The organism is Mannheimia varigena (assembly GCF_013377235.1).
In the GTDB taxonomy this organism is placed as follows: Bacteria; Pseudomonadota; Gammaproteobacteria; order Enterobacterales; family Pasteurellaceae; genus Mannheimia; species Mannheimia varigena.
The window spans coordinates 1,670,610-1,686,087 of the sequence record NZ_CP016226.1 but is presented as its reverse complement, the minus strand read 5'-3'; the positions used below and the strand labels follow the sequence as shown (position 1 = coordinate 1,686,087).

General features: G+C 40.7%; 19 protein-coding genes. 9 read left to right on the top strand and 10 right to left on the bottom strand.

The window, feature by feature from the left end; translation table 11 throughout:
- Window positions 1-28 precede the first annotated feature (28 nt).
- Entirely contained in the window at window positions 29-1,033 is a 1,005-nt protein-coding gene (gene fbp, locus A6B40_RS07900) for a class 1 fructose-bisphosphatase (protein WP_025235246.1), read from the top strand.
- A 44-nt stretch (window positions 1,034-1,077) separates the two neighbouring features.
- Here fbp and mobA read toward each other — a convergent pair whose 3' ends face one another.
- Window positions 1,078-2,097: a molybdenum cofactor guanylyltransferase MobA gene (gene mobA, locus A6B40_RS07895; RefSeq protein WP_236966886.1), complete on the bottom strand. Its 1,020-nt coding sequence runs from the start codon at window positions 2,095-2,097 to the stop codon at window positions 1,078-1,080.
- Window positions 2,098-2,247: 150 nt separating this feature from the next.
- On the opposite strand from mobA, the gene A6B40_RS07890 reads away from it, so the two are divergent.
- The 4 genes from A6B40_RS07890 to A6B40_RS07875 all read left to right on the top strand — a co-directional run bounded on the left by A6B40_RS07890 (window position 2,248) and on the right by A6B40_RS07875 (window position 4,630).
- Entirely contained in the window at window positions 2,248-2,517 is a 270-nt protein-coding gene (locus A6B40_RS07890; protein ID WP_025216565.1) for a YihD family protein, read from the top strand.
- A gap of 49 nt (window positions 2,518-2,566) precedes the next feature.
- Window positions 2,567-3,205 (top strand): thiol:disulfide interchange protein DsbA, encoded by a 639-nt coding sequence (gene dsbA, locus A6B40_RS07885; protein ID WP_176672070.1) that lies wholly within the window; start codon window positions 2,567-2,569, stop codon window positions 3,203-3,205.
- Window positions 3,206-3,294: 89 nt separating this feature from the next.
- Window positions 3,295-4,335 carry an LLM class flavin-dependent oxidoreductase gene (locus A6B40_RS07880; protein WP_176672069.1) on the top strand — a complete coding sequence of 347 codons (1,041 nt, stop codon included), beginning with the start codon at window positions 3,295-3,297 and terminating at the stop codon, window positions 4,333-4,335.
- Window position 4,336: 1 nt separating this feature from the next.
- On the top strand, window positions 4,337-4,630 hold the full coding sequence (locus A6B40_RS07875; protein ID WP_176672067.1) for a YfcZ/YiiS family protein: 294 nt from the start codon (window positions 4,337-4,339) through the stop codon (window positions 4,628-4,630).
- A gap of 69 nt (window positions 4,631-4,699) precedes the next feature.
- On the opposite strand, the gene srmB is transcribed toward A6B40_RS07875, so the two are convergent.
- Window positions 4,700-6,034 carry an ATP-dependent RNA helicase SrmB gene (gene srmB / locus A6B40_RS07870; RefSeq protein WP_176672066.1) on the bottom strand — a complete coding sequence of 445 codons (1,335 nt, stop codon included), beginning with the start codon at window positions 6,032-6,034 and terminating at the stop codon, window positions 4,700-4,702.
- A 138-nt stretch (window positions 6,035-6,172) separates the two neighbouring features.
- On the opposite strand from srmB, the gene A6B40_RS07865 reads away from it, so the two are divergent.
- On the top strand, window positions 6,173-6,433 hold the full coding sequence (locus tag A6B40_RS07865; protein WP_025235239.1) for a GrxA family glutaredoxin: 261 nt from the start codon (window positions 6,173-6,175) through the stop codon (window positions 6,431-6,433).
- Window positions 6,434-6,482: 49 nt separating this feature from the next.
- Here A6B40_RS07865 and A6B40_RS07860 read toward each other — a convergent pair whose 3' ends face one another.
- The 4 genes from A6B40_RS07860 to A6B40_RS07845 all read right to left on the bottom strand — a co-directional run bounded on the left by A6B40_RS07860 (window position 6,483) and on the right by A6B40_RS07845 (window position 10,611).
- The gene (locus tag A6B40_RS07860; RefSeq protein ID WP_176672064.1) at window positions 6,483-6,581 is read right to left on the bottom strand and encodes a methionine/alanine import family NSS transporter small subunit; all 99 of its coding nucleotides are present in this window, start codon (window positions 6,579-6,581) and stop codon (window positions 6,483-6,485) included.
- Window positions 6,581-8,089: a sodium-dependent transporter gene (locus A6B40_RS07855; protein ID WP_176672062.1), complete on the bottom strand. Its 1,509-nt coding sequence runs from the start codon at window positions 8,087-8,089 to the stop codon at window positions 6,581-6,583. Before A6B40_RS07855 ends, A6B40_RS07860 begins: the two co-directional genes overlap by 1 nt.
- Before the next feature lie 324 nt (window positions 8,090-8,413).
- Window positions 8,414-9,697 (bottom strand): HlyC/CorC family transporter, encoded by a 1,284-nt coding sequence (locus tag A6B40_RS07850; RefSeq protein WP_025216557.1) that lies wholly within the window; start codon window positions 9,695-9,697, stop codon window positions 8,414-8,416.
- Between the two features lie 119 nt (window positions 9,698-9,816).
- A complete protein-coding gene (locus A6B40_RS07845) occupies window positions 9,817-10,611 on the bottom strand; it encodes a cytochrome C assembly family protein (RefSeq protein ID WP_025216556.1) in 795 nt (264 codons plus the stop codon).
- A 213-nt stretch (window positions 10,612-10,824) separates the two neighbouring features.
- On the opposite strand from A6B40_RS07845, the gene yceD reads away from it, so the two are divergent.
- The 3 genes from yceD to plsX are packed head-to-tail and all read left to right on the top strand — an operon-like array spanning window position 10,825 to window position 12,580.
- Window positions 10,825-11,349: a 23S rRNA accumulation protein YceD gene (gene yceD, locus A6B40_RS07840; protein ID WP_176672061.1), complete on the top strand. Its 525-nt coding sequence runs from the start codon at window positions 10,825-10,827 to the stop codon at window positions 11,347-11,349.
- 16 nt (window positions 11,350-11,365) lie between these two features.
- Window positions 11,366-11,536: a 50S ribosomal protein L32 gene (gene rpmF / locus A6B40_RS07835; protein WP_006251723.1), complete on the top strand. Its 171-nt coding sequence runs from the start codon at window positions 11,366-11,368 to the stop codon at window positions 11,534-11,536.
- An 18-nt stretch (window positions 11,537-11,554) separates the two neighbouring features.
- A complete protein-coding gene (gene plsX / locus A6B40_RS07830; RefSeq protein WP_176672059.1) occupies window positions 11,555-12,580 on the top strand; it encodes a phosphate acyltransferase PlsX in 1,026 nt (341 codons plus the stop codon).
- 66 nt (window positions 12,581-12,646) lie between these two features.
- On the opposite strand, the gene hisIE is transcribed toward plsX, so the two are convergent.
- The 4 genes from hisIE to hisA form a co-directional block, all read right to left on the bottom strand.
- On the bottom strand, window positions 12,647-13,288 hold the full coding sequence (hisIE, locus tag A6B40_RS07825; protein ID WP_176672058.1) for a bifunctional phosphoribosyl-AMP cyclohydrolase/phosphoribosyl-ATP diphosphatase HisIE: 642 nt from the start codon (window positions 13,286-13,288) through the stop codon (window positions 12,647-12,649).
- 98 nt (window positions 13,289-13,386) lie between these two features.
- The gene (locus A6B40_RS07820; RefSeq protein ID WP_025216552.1) at window positions 13,387-13,845 is read right to left on the bottom strand and encodes a 2-thiouracil desulfurase family protein; all 459 of its coding nucleotides are present in this window, start codon (window positions 13,843-13,845) and stop codon (window positions 13,387-13,389) included.
- A 127-nt stretch (window positions 13,846-13,972) separates the two neighbouring features.
- Complete coding sequence (gene hisF / locus A6B40_RS07815) at window positions 13,973-14,746, bottom strand: imidazole glycerol phosphate synthase subunit HisF (RefSeq protein WP_176672056.1); 774 nt, start codon at window positions 14,744-14,746, stop codon at window positions 13,973-13,975.
- A complete protein-coding gene (gene hisA, locus A6B40_RS07810; RefSeq protein ID WP_176672054.1) occupies window positions 14,728-15,477 on the bottom strand; it encodes a 1-(5-phosphoribosyl)-5-[(5-phosphoribosylamino)methylideneamino]imidazole-4-carboxamide isomerase in 750 nt (249 codons plus the stop codon). Before hisA ends, hisF begins: the two co-directional genes overlap by 19 nt.
- Window position 15,478 lies beyond the last annotated feature (1 nt).

The following is a 15,478-nucleotide window of genomic DNA, read 5'->3' as shown; positions in this document are numbered from 1 at the left end:
GGATTCTAACATAGATAAGGAGAAAACTATGAAAACGCTCGGCGAATTTATTATTGAAAAACAAGCCGAATACCCTGGAGCGAAAGGTGAATTAAGTGGTATTTTGTCATCAATTCGTTTAGCTGCAAAAATTATTCACCGTGAAATTAACCGTGCGGGCTTAAGCCAAGATATTTTAGGCACAGCAGGCTCTGAAAACGTGCAAGGCGAAGCTCAAATGAAGCTTGATGTTTTCGCAAATGAAACAATGAAAAAAGCCTTATTAGCCCGTGAGGACGTAGCAGGTTTTGCTTCAGAAGAAGATGATGACTTTGTTGCATTTGACACGGAACGTGGTCGCAACGCAAAATATATTTTAATGACGGATCCGCTTGATGGCTCATCTAATATTGAAGTGAATGTATCTGTTGGTACGATCTTCTCGATCTACCGCCGCGTTTCACCAATCGGCACGCCTGTCACCAAAGAAGATTTCTTGCAAGAAGGGCGTAAACAAGTTGCTGCCGGTTACGTTACTTATGGCTCATCAACAATGTTGGTTTACACCACAGGTAATGGGGTGAATGGCTTTACTTACGATCCATCACTCGGCTTATTTATTCTTTCTCACCCTGATCTCAAAACACCGACAGAAGGAAAATATTACTCCATCAACGAAGGGCAATATGTAACCTTCCCTCAAGGGGTAAAACGCTTTATCAAATATTGCCAAGAAACGGACGAAGCCACTAAACGCCCATATTCATCACGTTATATCGGCTCGTTAGTATCTGACTTCCACCGCAATTTATTAAAAGGTGGGATCTACATTTATCCAACTTCAACCGTTTACCCGAAAGGCAAATTACGTTTACTCTATGAATGCAACCCAATCGCTTTTTTAGCCGAACAAGCAGGCGGAATGGCAACTGACGGTTTTAATCCAATTTTGGATATTAAACCAACTGAGTTACACCAACGTGTGCCATTCTTTGTTGGCTCAAGCTCAATGGTGAAACAAGCGGGCGAATTTATGCAAGAATTTGCAAAATAGAACGCCCTCTGAAACAAAAGGCGAACATCACGTTCGCCTTAGTTTTATCTAATCCACTCTCTTATAAATTCAGTAATTTGTTCCACATCATTAATATCAAGTAAATTCTCTCGCTCAAGAAAATAATCCGTTGCGGTAGCAATCGTCCACTTATCAAGCTCCGGCAATGGCTTTTCAATCTCTTTGCGATGGAGCTGAATTTTCGGCAAAGTTTCGTGTTTAAAGCCTTCCACGAAAACAAGATCGATCTCTTGCGGATTGAATTTTGCAATTAATTGAGAAAATTCGACCGCTTGTTTGGTTTCTGTCATTAACGCCCAACGTTCATCGCACACAATCATTGTCGGATTAGCTCCTGCTTCACGTAGACGGTAGCTGTCTTTGCCTTTTTTGTCTACATCAACATTATGGTGGGAGTGCTTAATCAAGCCAACCCGAATGCCACAAGCGGTCAATTTTGGGATTAATTTTTCCAATAAGGTAGTTTTGCCCGTGCCGCTGTAGCCTGTAATCGCAAGGGTTTTCACCGGAAATTGGCTTACTCGGTTTAAATCTTCCAATGTATTCACGTTCGTGAATGCGGATTTTTGTTCAGAAAAATCCACCGCTACACTTTTTTGTGATTGGAAAAACCAAAGCAGACGGCGTTCGCCTGAAGCTAAATAGTGGCTCAATTCCTCTTTTACCGAATGATGAACCAATGCAAATGTTGGGTGTGGTCGCTCGCCATCGTGAACATAGGCAATTTGAGCGTTGTTAATGCGTAAGGCGGTGTGTAATTTTTGCAATAACTTCGTTGGAATAAAAGGCGTATCACAAGGCACAAAGAGCAAATAGTCGCTGTCAATTTTCTCTAAGCCTGATAGCATTCCGCTTAGCGGACCTTGAAAATCGGGCAAACTATCTTGGTAATAAGGAATTGTAGGATAATGTTGCTGATATTGCTCAATAGAACGGTTTATATTCAGCCAAATGTCGCTAACTTGTGGGGAAAGACGGGTTAAAATGTGTGAAATAAGCGTTTTTCCATCAAAAAGTTGTAAGCCCTTTTCTGCCCCATTCATTCGGCGAGCCAAACCGCCTGCTAAAATCACGGCTGAAATGCGTTCTTCTATTGTTTTACTCACAGCTTTACCCCTTAAAATTTTGCAAAAACTAAAGCAAAAGTATATTATTTCCCTTAATTTCCAACAAGATTTTTTAAGGGGCAAACAATGAAATGCAAACGCTTGGAAGAATTATTAGAGTTACTTGGCGAACATTGGCGTAAAAATCCTGACTTACACCTCATTGATATTTTGCAGCAGCTTTCGGTGGAAGTGGGCGAGCCGGATAATTTCAAAGCACTGAGCGATGAGGTCTTGATTTATCAGCTAAAAATGCGAAACGCAGATAAGCTTGAGCCTATTCCCGGCATTAAAAAAGATTACGAAGATGATTTTAAAACCGCTTTATTACGTGCCCGTGGAATTTTAAACGATTAGGATTGTCTTATTTCCGACTTATTTACTTTTTTATTTTTGAGGAATGATTATGAAAAAATTGGCATTAAAAACGGCTCTTGTGGTTCTTTCGGCACTTTTTGCTTTTAATTCAACGGCAATCGCCGCTGATCCAACCGCAGGCAAAGAATATATTGAAGTGCGTAAAGCACCATCAGCTCAAAAAGAAGTAGTAGAATTTTTCTCATTCTACTGCCCGCATTGCTATGATTTTGAATTAAGCTATAAAATCCCAAGCCAAATTAAAGCGAAATTACCGCCTGACACCAAATTAGTGCAATATCACGTTAATTTCTTGGGTGGTCAATCAGAAAACTTAACCCGTGCTTGGGCATTAGCGATGGCATTAGGTGCAGAAGATAAAGTAAAAACTGCGTTATTTGAAGGTGCACAAAAAGATGCATTCAAATCAATGGACGATATCCGTGCGGTATTTTTAGCAAACGGCATTACGGCTGAACAGTTTGATAGTGGCATTAACAGCTTCGCAGTAAATGGCTTAGTGAATAAACAAGTTCAATTGGCGGAAGACTTCCAAATCCGTGGTGTGCCTGCATTTTTCGTAAATGGTCAATACCAAATCAACTTGGAAGGCTTTGCAGATTCCTCATCAACGAATGACTTCATTCAACGTTATATTGATGCGATAATCTTCTTAAGTAAAAAATAATATCCCTGAAATAGTTATAGTTTTAAAAATGCTGGATAGTTAAACTATTCAGCATTTTCTTTTATACATTTATTCAATTGGAAAGCCTTATGACAAAATTATCCATTCTAAATCTTGTGCCTATTCGTGAAGGGCAAACCGCTAAACAAGCGGTCGATTCTATGGTGAGATTAGCAAAACACGCAGAAAAGATCGGCATTGAACGCTATTGGATTGCAGAACATCATAATATGAAAAACCTTGCCAGCTCGGCAACACAATTACTCATTCAGCACGCACTTTCTCACACTGAAACATTAAGAGTGGGATCAGGTGGCGTAATGCTGCCTAACCACAGCCCTTACATTGTGGCAGAACAGTACGGCACACTTGAAACGCTCTACCCTAACCGTGTAGAACTAGGGCTTGGGCGTGCACCGGGTACTGATATGCGTACCGCCACCGCTTTACGCCGTAATGCACAAAGTTTGCCTTTCCCCGATGAAATCAGCGAACTAAAAGGCTATTTTGAAGGCACAAATCCTGTATCTGCTTACCCTGCACAAGGGCTAAATGTGCCGTTTTATATTCTAGGATCTAGCCCTGAAAGTGCGTATTTAGCAGCAGAACGCGGCTTGCCTTATGCCTTTGCTTCACATTTTGCTCCTCGTTTTATGGACGATGCAGTACGAATTTATCGCACACACTTTAAGCCATCGGAAGTGCTGGATAAACCTTATGTGATTCTCGGTGTAAATGCAATCGTAGCTGAAACCGACCAAGAGGCGGAACAACTTGCTACCACTCAAACCCAGTTTTTCTTAAATGTAGTAACCAATGCTCAAAACAACCTGCAACCGCCTGTCGAGTCTGATGAAAAGGTCTGGGAAAATTTTGTGAAAGCGGAAATTGTGCCACATTTCGGACCTGTTGCTTTTCAACAAAATGCGTTATATAACCAAGAAAAAACGGTTGTTCGCCAAATGACAGCCTGCTCACTTATCGGCAGCCGTGAGAGTGTTGAACAACAACTCAAAGAGTTAAAAGAGAGAATCGAAATTGATGAAATTATGGCAGTGAGCTATATTTTCGATGAACAAAAACAACATCAGTCTTATACTTGGTTAAAAGAAATTTCAGATAAGGTGTAATATGAGTAAAACAATGCAACAAAAAGCCGCTGATGCACACAATATGTGTAAGCTAAAAGGCAACTCTATGTTAGATAACGCAGACCGCCAAATTGCCTTTGAAGCAGTTTATGACAGTGAAGAAATGGCTTTAAAAGCGGTCGAATTTTTCACACAAAAAGCAAAATCGGTCGAAACTGAGACTTGTGAAATTCAAAGTGAAATCACACAAATTGCAGACGGTTTTCTGATGAAAATGTGGATAACCTTTAGCTGCCAAGCGGAAGTGATTTTATTTCAAATGGCAGTAAGGTAGATATAAAACAAGCGGTTATTCTTGATCAATTTTTTGCAAAAAATCTTCAGAAAATAACCGCTTGTATCATTACACCTGTTTAACCGCTGCCGATTCACTGCTTGGCTTACGGCGTTTGCCGATATTTTTGGTGTCTTTATGGCGAACTTTTACCTTTTGCTTCGCCGCTTCTTTCTTCACCTCTTTTTTCTTTTTAATGCGGGCTTTTTCTTTTTTGCTCGTTACATTCAACTCGCCATCTTTCGGGGCTTTGGTTCGAGGTTCTAAGCCTTCGATAATACGCGGCTTTAATGCTTCTTCCGTATAACGCTTGATTTTACCGAGTAGCTTATAATCGTGAGCTTCTACTAACGAAACTGCTGAGCCTTTTTTGCCGGCACGAGCGGTTCGCCCGATGCGGTGAAGGTAAGTATCGGCACTGTATGGCAAATCGTAGTTGATCACGAAATCCACATCGTCAATGTCGATACCACGAGCCGCCACATCGGTCGCAACAAGAACATTCACAACGCCCTCTTTTAAACGGGTAATCGCCTGATTACGTTGGGTTTGTGCCATTTCGCCTTCAAGGTAAGTGGAACGCAAACCACGTTTGCGAAGTGTGTCGCTTAGCTCTCGCACATCTTCACGGCGGCGAACAAACACAATTGCTTTTTCCACCGAAAATTCTCCGATAAGACGAGCCAACAATTTGGTTTTATGCTCCACATTATCGGCATGATAGTACCATTGCTGGATCTTTTTACGCTCACGACGGCTCGGCTCTGCATCTACTTTTATTGGGTCGTTTAATAATCGCTCAGAGAAATCCTCCAACAATTCCCCTTCAAGAGTGGCTGAGAATAACCAAGTATGTTTACGCCAACGGGTTTCTGCCGCAATTTTCTCTGCATCTTGCCCAAAGCCCATTTGTAACATTCGGTCTGCTTCGTCAAAAATCAGCACTTCAACTGCTCGGCAATCAAAGTTTTCTTCTTTGATATATTGCATCAAACGACCCGGCGTTGCTACCACAATATCTTGATTACTGTTAAAGACTTCACCGTGATTTTGATACGCCACTCCGCCTGTAATAGTCGCAATACTTAAGTTGGTAAATTGTGCCAGCTCTTCAGCCTGTTCCGCCACCTGCATTGCCAGCTCTCGAGTTGGGGTAAGCACTAAAATGCGTGGAGCTCCCGGCTTACGGCGTGGGTAGTCTAATAAATGTTGAATCGCTGGCAGTAAGAATGCTGCCGTTTTCCCTGTGCCTGTTGGAGCAGAACCCAGTAAATCTCGCCCTTCAAGGGCAGCTGGAATAGTGGCTTGTTGAATTGCTGTTGGGCGGCTGTGGCCTTTTTTTGCTAAGGCTTTTAGAAGTTGAGGGCTTAAATCAAGCTCCTCAAAGGTCATTAATTCGGACATATTCTTTTCTCGTCAATAAATTTGAGTGAAGTATATCATATTAAAGCCCAAGCCGTGAGGTGAATAAAGCTATGCTTGGTTTGCAAAAAATTGTTAAAATATAACCGCTTGTTATTAACAACTTATAGAGGAAAAAAGATGTTTGTTGAAATTTATGGACGTTTATCTTGCCCGTACTGCGTGCGTGCAAAACAATTAGCTGAAAAAATGAAAACCGAATTAAACGATTTTGATTTTAAATTTATTGATATGATTGCAGAAGGTTTATCAAAAGAAGATTTAGAACCACGTGTTGGTAAGCCTGTTGCAACCGTGCCACAAATTTTTGTTGATAATGTTCACGTTGGTGGCTGTACTGATTTCCAAGCCTTTGTGAAAGAAAAATTTGGCATTGTTTAGTAAAAAATGACCGCTTGTAAGCGGTCATTTTTTTAATTATCTTTGCAAACTATTGCTCTTCTTTCGGTAGGCTTTTAATTGCGAAAATTAAGCCTCCCCAAATGATCGTCATTGCAACCACCATTGTAATAATTGCTGCGGTACTCATTATAGTTCTCCTTTTGGTTCATTTTTCCACGCGAGTCTTGAAAGTAGGTAAGCCACAACCGCTAAGCCAATTGCCATACCCCAACCGAAGGTGTTTACAAACCAGCTTGGGTAGCCTTCATAGCCCTCACGATATACTTTCGCAATCTCACTGAATAACATAAATGCAAGCACACCTGCGGTAACTACGATACATAAACGCCAGATAAAGCCAACTTTAAATGAAGAAACTTCGTTAATATGTCTTTCTAACGTACTGAGTTTTTCACTGGTTACAATCACAACTAATGATACGAACGCCACTGCCACAATGCCGAATTGATTCACGAATTTATCCATTACGTCAAGCATTGGTAAGCCTGTGGTTGTACCGAACAACATTACTGAAACAACCATCATTGGAATACCCACCAGTAAAGTTGCTTTTACACGTCCTGCATTCAATTTATCTTGCACTGCTGATACGATAACTTCAACAACAGAAATAAATGAGGTTAATGCTGCAAAGGTTAATGATCCGAAGAATAATACGCCTACTAATGCTCCCATCGGGGCTTGGTTAATGATAGTTGGGAAGGCAAAGAACGCTAAGCCGATACCGCCTTTCGCTACTTCATTAACCTCTTGACCTGCCGCAGTTGCCATAAAGCCAAGCGCTGCAAATACGCCAATACCGGCTAATAATTCAAAGCCACTGTTGGCAAAGCCAACCACTAAACCTGAACCGGTTAAATCTGTTTTTGGCTTGAGGTATGAAGCATAAGTAATCATAATCCCAAAGCAGATTGAGAGTGAAAAGAAGATTTGACCATAAGCTGCAATCCACACACTTGGGTCAGTTAGTTTTTCCCAGTTTGGTGTAAACAACGCATCTAAGCCTTTTGCGGCTCCCGGCAGAGTTAAAGAATAGCCTACCAAGATTAAGAACATCACAACCAATAATGGCATTAGGATATTAGAAGCCGCTGAAATTCCTTTTTTGATCCCTAAAGCTAATACAGCAATAGCTACTAACCAAACTGCAACTAATGGACCGGTTACCGCTCCTACAAATTCAAAGCTAACACCTTGTGTGATGTCGCCCATTTTTAAGAACTCGCCAACAAAGAAATCAACAGGTTTATCACCCCAAGCACTGTTAAGCGAGAAATAGGTATAACTTGCTGCCCAGCCTAACACAACGGCGTAGTAGATACCGATAATCACGTTGATTAATACCTGCCACCAGCCGAAAGTTTCAAATTTCGGGCTGAAACGACGGAATGAAAGCGGTGCGCCACCACGATATTTATGCCCAATCGCATAATCTAAGAATAGCAACGGTAAACCTGCAGTTAATAAGGCGATGATGTATGGTAGAATAAAAGCACCGCCACCATTTTCGTAAGTGGTGTAAGGGAAGCGCCAGATGTTTCCTAAGCCGACAGCTGAGCCAATGGCTGCCATAATAAATGCTCCACGACCAGCAAAGGTTTCTCTTTGTGAAGAGGTTGATGATGGATTAGACACGGGTAATTACCTCAAATTATAAAAATGACCAGAGAATATTATGAAATGTGCGTTATTCACATTTTGGTAACGAAATATGCCTAAACTCAACCTAAAAGTAAAGCATAAAAATCTAAATAAACCCCATTAAAACCGCCAGTTAACAGCATTAAAAACTAAAATAAAACATAAAAACAAATTAAAAATCTAAATAAATAACTTTAACAGTAGAATATAAATTAAAACATTCAACATATTAGCATAATCATTTTTATTATTATTAAACAAAAAAATAACACATCATTTATTAAAATGATGTGTTATTTCTACTAAGTATTTTTAATACTAATCGTTATTCGCTATTGGTTCTGGAGCTAAATACTTTACTCTAGCTTGTTTGACCATATTTTCTGCAACTTCAAGAATAGTAACTTTTAAATTATATATTTCAAATTCTATACCTTCATCAGGAATTTTCTCTAAATGCTCCAATAATAATCCGTTAAATGTTCTGGCTTCATCAAGCGGCAATTCCCAATTAAAGAGTTTATTAAGATCTCGTAAATTTGCTGAGCCTTCTATAATGACTGTACCATCTGATTGCGGCTGAACCTCCTGTTCAAGCGTTGGAGCTGATGAAGTAGTAAACTCACCCACAATTTCCTCTAAAATATCTTCAAGCGTAACTAGGCCTTTAATATCACCATATTCATCAACAACCAAGCCAATTCGTTCTTTATTCGTTTTAAAGTTAATTAATTGCGTAGTTAATGGTGTACCTTCAGGAATAAAGTAAGCCTCATCAATCGCACGAACTAACATTTCTTTGGTAAATTCGTTTTTCTCTAACATTAAACGGAATGCTTCACGTACACGTAAAATCCCCATTATGTTAGTATCCATATCCCCTTTGTAAATTAAGACCCTAGCGTGTGGGGCATGATTCAATTGGCGCATAATGGCTTTCCAATCATCATCAATATCAATGCCGCTAATATCATTACGAGGCACCATAATGTCATCCACAGTGACTTTTTCCATATCTAAAATAGATACAAGCATTTCACGGTGTTCTGCCGGGATGAATTTACCTGATTCAAGTACCACGCTACGGAGCTCTTCTGGGCTAAGCTCTTGTTTATCTTTCTGTTGAATACGTAATAATTTTAATAAACCTGCAATAATTAGATTCATTAAAAAGACTATCGGGCTCAGTAATTTCTTAAGTGGTGTTAATACGAAACTAACAAAAAAACCCACCTTTTCAGGATAAGTTGCCGCAATCGTTTTAGGCAGAATTTCGGAGAAAACCAACATTACAAATGTAAGTAAACCTGTAGCAATCGCAACACCCTTCTCGCCGGAAAGCTGCATACCGATCATTGTAGCAATTGCAGAGGCAGCGATGTTTACAAGATTATTACAGATTAAAATAAGACTGAGCAGAACATCAGTTCGTGCTAAGAGTTTTTCCGCTAATTTTGCCCCTTTATGTCCTTGCTCAGCAAGATGGCGCATTTTATAACGGTTTAAAGACATCAGGCCGGTTTCCGAACCTGAAAAAAACGCAGAGAGTACTAAAAGAATAGCTAAAGAAATAAATAAACTACTCAGGGGAATACTGTCCAAAATTAAATTCCTATATAAATTAATCATAAAGTGATAACAATTCGATGATTGCTACCACTTACTTTCGCCTAAAAAACCCGATTTGCAAAAAATCGGGCTTTTTTAACCGCTTGTAGCGATTAATGGACGATCAAACGGCTACCGAAATATCCGATTGTGAGCAACATCATACCCGAAATTGAATAAATAAGCACCCGTTTTCCTCGCCAACGTAATTTCCATTGACCTAATATTTGAACATTATAAACAATCCAAGCCAAAAATGAGAAAATCGCTTTATGGATATGCTCAGGCTCAAAAAAATTATGTAGATAAATCACACCTGAAAATAGTGTAAGCGTAAGCATCGCTTGTGCCGCAAGTGTTAAGGTAAAGAAATGGCGTTCAACCGACATTAATGGTGGAAGAATAGAACAAAAGAACATTTTTTTGCTTTTGAGTTTGTGATCTAGCCATTTTAATTGAAACGCATAAATTAAGGCGAGAAAAAATAACGCATAAGAGAACAGTGCAATGCCTAAGTGGAAAATAAATCCTGCATTTTCTTCTATGTTGCGGATAAAACTCCCCTGCACAAAACTGGCTACCGCCACACTACAAATCGCAAAGGAATATACAACAAGCAGAGGAAACCAAGCAGTTTTCCATTTGAGCAATGTAAAAGTTACACAAACAACCATTATGAAACTCATTAAAGAGATCACATTTGTTACCGTAAAATTCTGTCCTTCTATTAGCCATAATTGGTTATATAACACGACACAATGCAAAAGAATAGCTAATAAACCAAACCCAAAAACAAGGGTTATATTCGGCTTTTTATTTTCTGTTGCACTTTCCAAATTCACTAAGGTGGGGGCAACCCAAAGCAACGTTAAGGCATAAGCTGCAATAGCTAAAATAGGAAGTAACATATTTTCTCGAATCTCGTCAAATAATAACTTTCAGAATTTTAATCAAAAGTCAGCTTTTTAGCTAGTTTTGCGATAACTAGATGAAAAATTATCCCGAAATATAATTGCTTTTTATGATAAGTCAAAAAATCCCCTTAATTTCAGTTAATATTCTGCATTAAAAAATAATTTTCCTTTGACTAATTTGCTTTCTATCTGTAATATGCACACCCTATGCAAAAGGTAAAACTACCCCTTACGATTGACCCTTATAGAGACGCTCAGCGTCGAGTGGATTATGAAGGTTACATTTCAGGTAAACTTCTAAAACGCTTGGGTGAATCAGTATGTAATGTGCTAACTGATGCACAAGTTACTCTCTCGTTATATATCGATCCGCAACGTTTAACTGTGATTAAAGGCTCAGCTAAAATCGATGTGGAATTTGATTGCCAACGATGTGATAACCCGTTTACACACACGCTAGACTGTTCATTTTGTTTCAGTCCGGTGTCTAACATGGATCAGGCGGACATCTTGCCCGAAATTTATGAACCTATCGAAGTAAACGAGTTTGGTGAAGTAAATTTACTAGATATGATTGAAGATGAATTGATTCTTGAATTACCTCTAGTCCCGATGCATAGTGAAGAACACTGTGAAGTGTCCGTGAGTGAACGTACATTTGGCGAGTTACCAGAAGAACTGGCAAGCAAACCAAATCCGTTTGCAGTATTAGCTAATTTAAAGAAAAACTAGATCTAGGAGAAAGCCCGTGGCTGTTCAACAAAATAAGAAATCTCGTTCACGTCGTGATATGCGTCGTTCACACGATGCATTAACAACTGCAGCAGTTTCAGTGGATAAAACAAGTGGCGAAACACACTTCCGTCACCACGTTACTGCAGACGGTTACTACCGTGGTCGTAAAGTAATCAACAAGTAATTCCTTTCGAGGTTTATCTTGAATGATATCACTCTAGCAGTAGATGTGATGGGCGGGGACTTAGGTCCCCGTGTTATTATTCCTGCTATAGCACAGGCCCTTCAAAAAAACTCTAATCTCACATTTTTATTATTTGGTAATCAACACCAAGCAATTCCACTATTACAAAAATACACTTTACAGAATCATCCCAAAATTCAATTTCATCATACCGAACAGGTAATTGATGCAGATATTTCTTTCTCAAAAGCTATCCGCCAAAGTAAAAACAGTTCTATGCGTTTAGCACTTGAGGCTGTAAAAGAGGGAAAAGCACAAGGTTGTGTGAGTGGAGGAAATACAGGTGTATTAATGGGGCTAGCAAAATTATTAATTGCTCCACTCCCCAATATTGAACGCCCAGCTCTTACATCTCTTATTCCTGCAATGAATGGAAAATCTACAGTTATGTTAGATTTAGGAGCAAATATTGAAGTAAGCGATTACCAGCTACAACAATTTGCCGAGATGGGGAATCTATTTGCTCAAGTGATGTTAGGCTTAGTTTACCCTCGCATTTCTTTGTTGAATATCGGCACAGAAGAAAACAAAGGTACAGCACAACTTCAAGCAGTTCATCAGCAACTCAAAAACAGACAAGATTTGAACTACATCGGTTTCATTGAAAGTGATAAATTAACCAGCTACTTAACCGATGTAATTATTTGTGACGGCTATACAGGTAATATCGCTTTAAAAGCATTGGAAGGTGCAGCGAAAAATATTATTGCGCTCTTTAAAAAAGAGAAAGCAGACTCTAATATTTGCCGTAGCACTAAACGATACTTACTCAAATTGATTTTCTATCGCTACTACCGTAAGCTACAAGAAATCAACCCTGATCGCCATAATGGAGCAACCCTGCTCGGTTTATCAAAAGTCGTGGTGAAAAGCCACGGAGGAGCAAACAGTAATGCTTTCTGTTATGCGATTGATTATGCCATTCAGCAAATCGAAGGAGATATTCCAAGTAGAATTATGCAAGGCTTAAGCCAGTTGGAATAAAAAATAGAGAAGCAGCTGTAGCTCCATCTTTTACAAAAAAATTAACAAATTCAACCGCTTGTATTTTTACTTATTCGAACCCTCAGGGTGCAAACCAATCCCCTTATGGCGTTCTTTCAATTTTGCGTTTACATCCGCCCAAGACAAGTCCGCATTGTGCAGCAACACCGTTAAATGATACGCCAGATCCGCCACTTCGGATACCAACTCTTCCCGATCATTTGCCATTGCCGCAATCACGCTTTCCACCGCTTCTTCACCCACTTTTTGCGCAATTTTATGCGTGCCTTTGGCGTACAGTTTTGCCGTGTAAGAACTTTCCGGATCGGCATTTTTACGCTCGGCGATCATCCGCTCTAATTTAGAGAAAAAGATCCAATCCGGCTGTTCTTGCTCAAATTGATGAAAACAGCTCTCCGCCCCCGTGTGGCAGGTTTCGCCAATGGGGTTGGCAAGAATGAGCAACGTGTCGTTATCACAATCTAAGCTCATATCCACCACATTTAAAAAATGGCCCGATGTTTCGCCTTTCGTCCATAAACGTTGTTTGGTACGAGAGTAGAAAGTCACTCGTTTCTCGTTGAGTGTTTTTTCTAATGCCTCTTGGTTCATATAGCCAAGCATTAACACTTCGCAGGTTTGGGCGTTTTGGACGATAACAGGTAATAAACCGTCCATTTTTTGCCAATCAATGTTTTGAATTTGCATATTTTTCCTAAAATTTGACCGCTTGATCTTATAGGAACAGGGTATACCCCTACCCATTTTCAATTATTTTTTGGATGGGATAAACCTGTCCCTACGTTCTAGTACTTATCTTGAAAGATATTTTCTAGTTGTGATAAATCATTCTCCGAAAACACTTCTATACCATTTGCTCGCAGTAATTGAGTTGTTATACCCTCACCTGCAATTAGTCGGTTTGTGAAATTTCCATCATAAATATAGCTGCTACCACAGGATGGGCTTTTTTCTTTTAAAATCGCAATTTGGATTTTTTCAATTTGCGCTTTATTCAGAACTCTTTCAGCACCGAGTCGAAATTCAGCTAAAACTGAATCACCTGTAACTGTCACAATATCCCCGTTACGTATTTCAGCAGGAGGTCTTGGTATCGGCAATCCGCCCAATATTTCAGGACAAATCGGCACTAACTGAATATCATACTTTTTGAGTAACGCGATGAGTTCATCGGATAAATTATTCCCACCCGAATATTTAACATTATCGCCTAATAAACAAGCACTAATCAGCACCTTTTTCATTTTTAATTCCTTTTCACCCAGTACTCTTTGCTAGCTAGAGAGTCCTCACTCGTACCATTGTAAAATTTTTATCCACTTTAACCGCTTGTTAAATCTTTTAAGTAGAGGTCTATACCAGCCACTAAGATTATTTACGGATTTCTACCCCTTCAGCCGCCAAATACGCCTTCAACTCGCCAATATTGATAATCTGCTTGTGGAACACGCTTGCAGCCAATGCCCCATCAACTTGTGCATAAATAAACGCATCACGGAAATGCACCATTTCGCCTGCCCCGCCTGATGCAATCAGTGGTACATTGCAAACTTCACGCGCTTTTTTTAGTTGCACCAAATCGTAGCCGTTACGCACGCCGTCTTGGTTCATCATATTCAGCACGATTTCGCCAGCCCCTCGTTTTTGCACTTCTGCGACCCAATCAAGCAGCTGCCAGTTGGTTTGACGAGTGCGTTTTTCATCGCCAGTGTATTGATTGACCCAGTATTTGCCGGTGTTCGCCTCAAACCAGCTATCAATGCCGACTACAATCGCCTGCACGCCAAAACGATCCGCAAGGCGGCTAATCAAATCAGGATCAGCAAGGGCAGGGGAATTGATGGAGATTTTATCCGCACCGAATGCAAAAATCTGCTCTGCGTCGGCAATCGTTTTAATCCCGCCCGCCACGCAGAACGGAATGTCAATGACCTGAGCCACTCGCTCGACCCAGCTTTTATCCACCGTGCGACCGTCGCTTGATGCGGTGATGTCATAAAACACCAGCTCGTCCGCCCCCTCGTCTGCATAACGCTCAGCAAGCGGTACGATGTCGCCGATGATTTCGTGGTTGCGGAACTGCACGCCTTTGACGACCTGCCCGTCACGCACATCTAAACAAGGAATTATCCGTTTTGCCAACATTCGATTGCCTCCGCTACGCTAAATTTACCCTCTAACAACGCACGCCCAACGATCACGCCCGCCACGCCTGTGCCTTTTAACGCCTCGATGTCAGCAAGCGAGCCGATACCGCCTGAGGATTGGAACTGGATTTCGGGATATTTGGCACAAATTTCTTTGTACAAATCCACATTTGAGCCAGCCAGCGTGCCGTCCCGAGAGATGTCGGTGCAAAGCACATGCTGCAAGCCGACTGCGGAAAAATCCTCAATCAAGGCTTCAAGCGATACACCACTCGCCTCTTGCCAACCGCTAATGGCAATGATTTTTTGACCGCTTGCATCGATATTCACATCAAGGGCAAGCACGAATTTCTCCGCCCCATATTTTTTAAACCAGCCTTTAACCATTTCAGGCTGTTTGACCGCTGTCGAGCCAATCACCACACGGTTCGCTCCAACCGCCAGTAAATCCGCTACATCTTGCTCGCTGCGAATGCCACCGCCGACTTGGATTTTGCAGTTGGTGGCATTGATAATTTTGCCGATTAAGGCAGTCTGGCGTTTGGCTGGGTCTTTCGCTCCGGTCAAATCGACCAAATGCAGCTGCTCCGCCCCCTGTGCCAGATAGTCGGCAAATTGGGCGATTGGGTCATCGGTGTAGGTGGTCTGTTTGGCATAATCGCCTTGATGTAGGCGAACAACTTGCCCATCAATAAGATCGAGGGCTGGGATAATGATGGATTTTTGCATA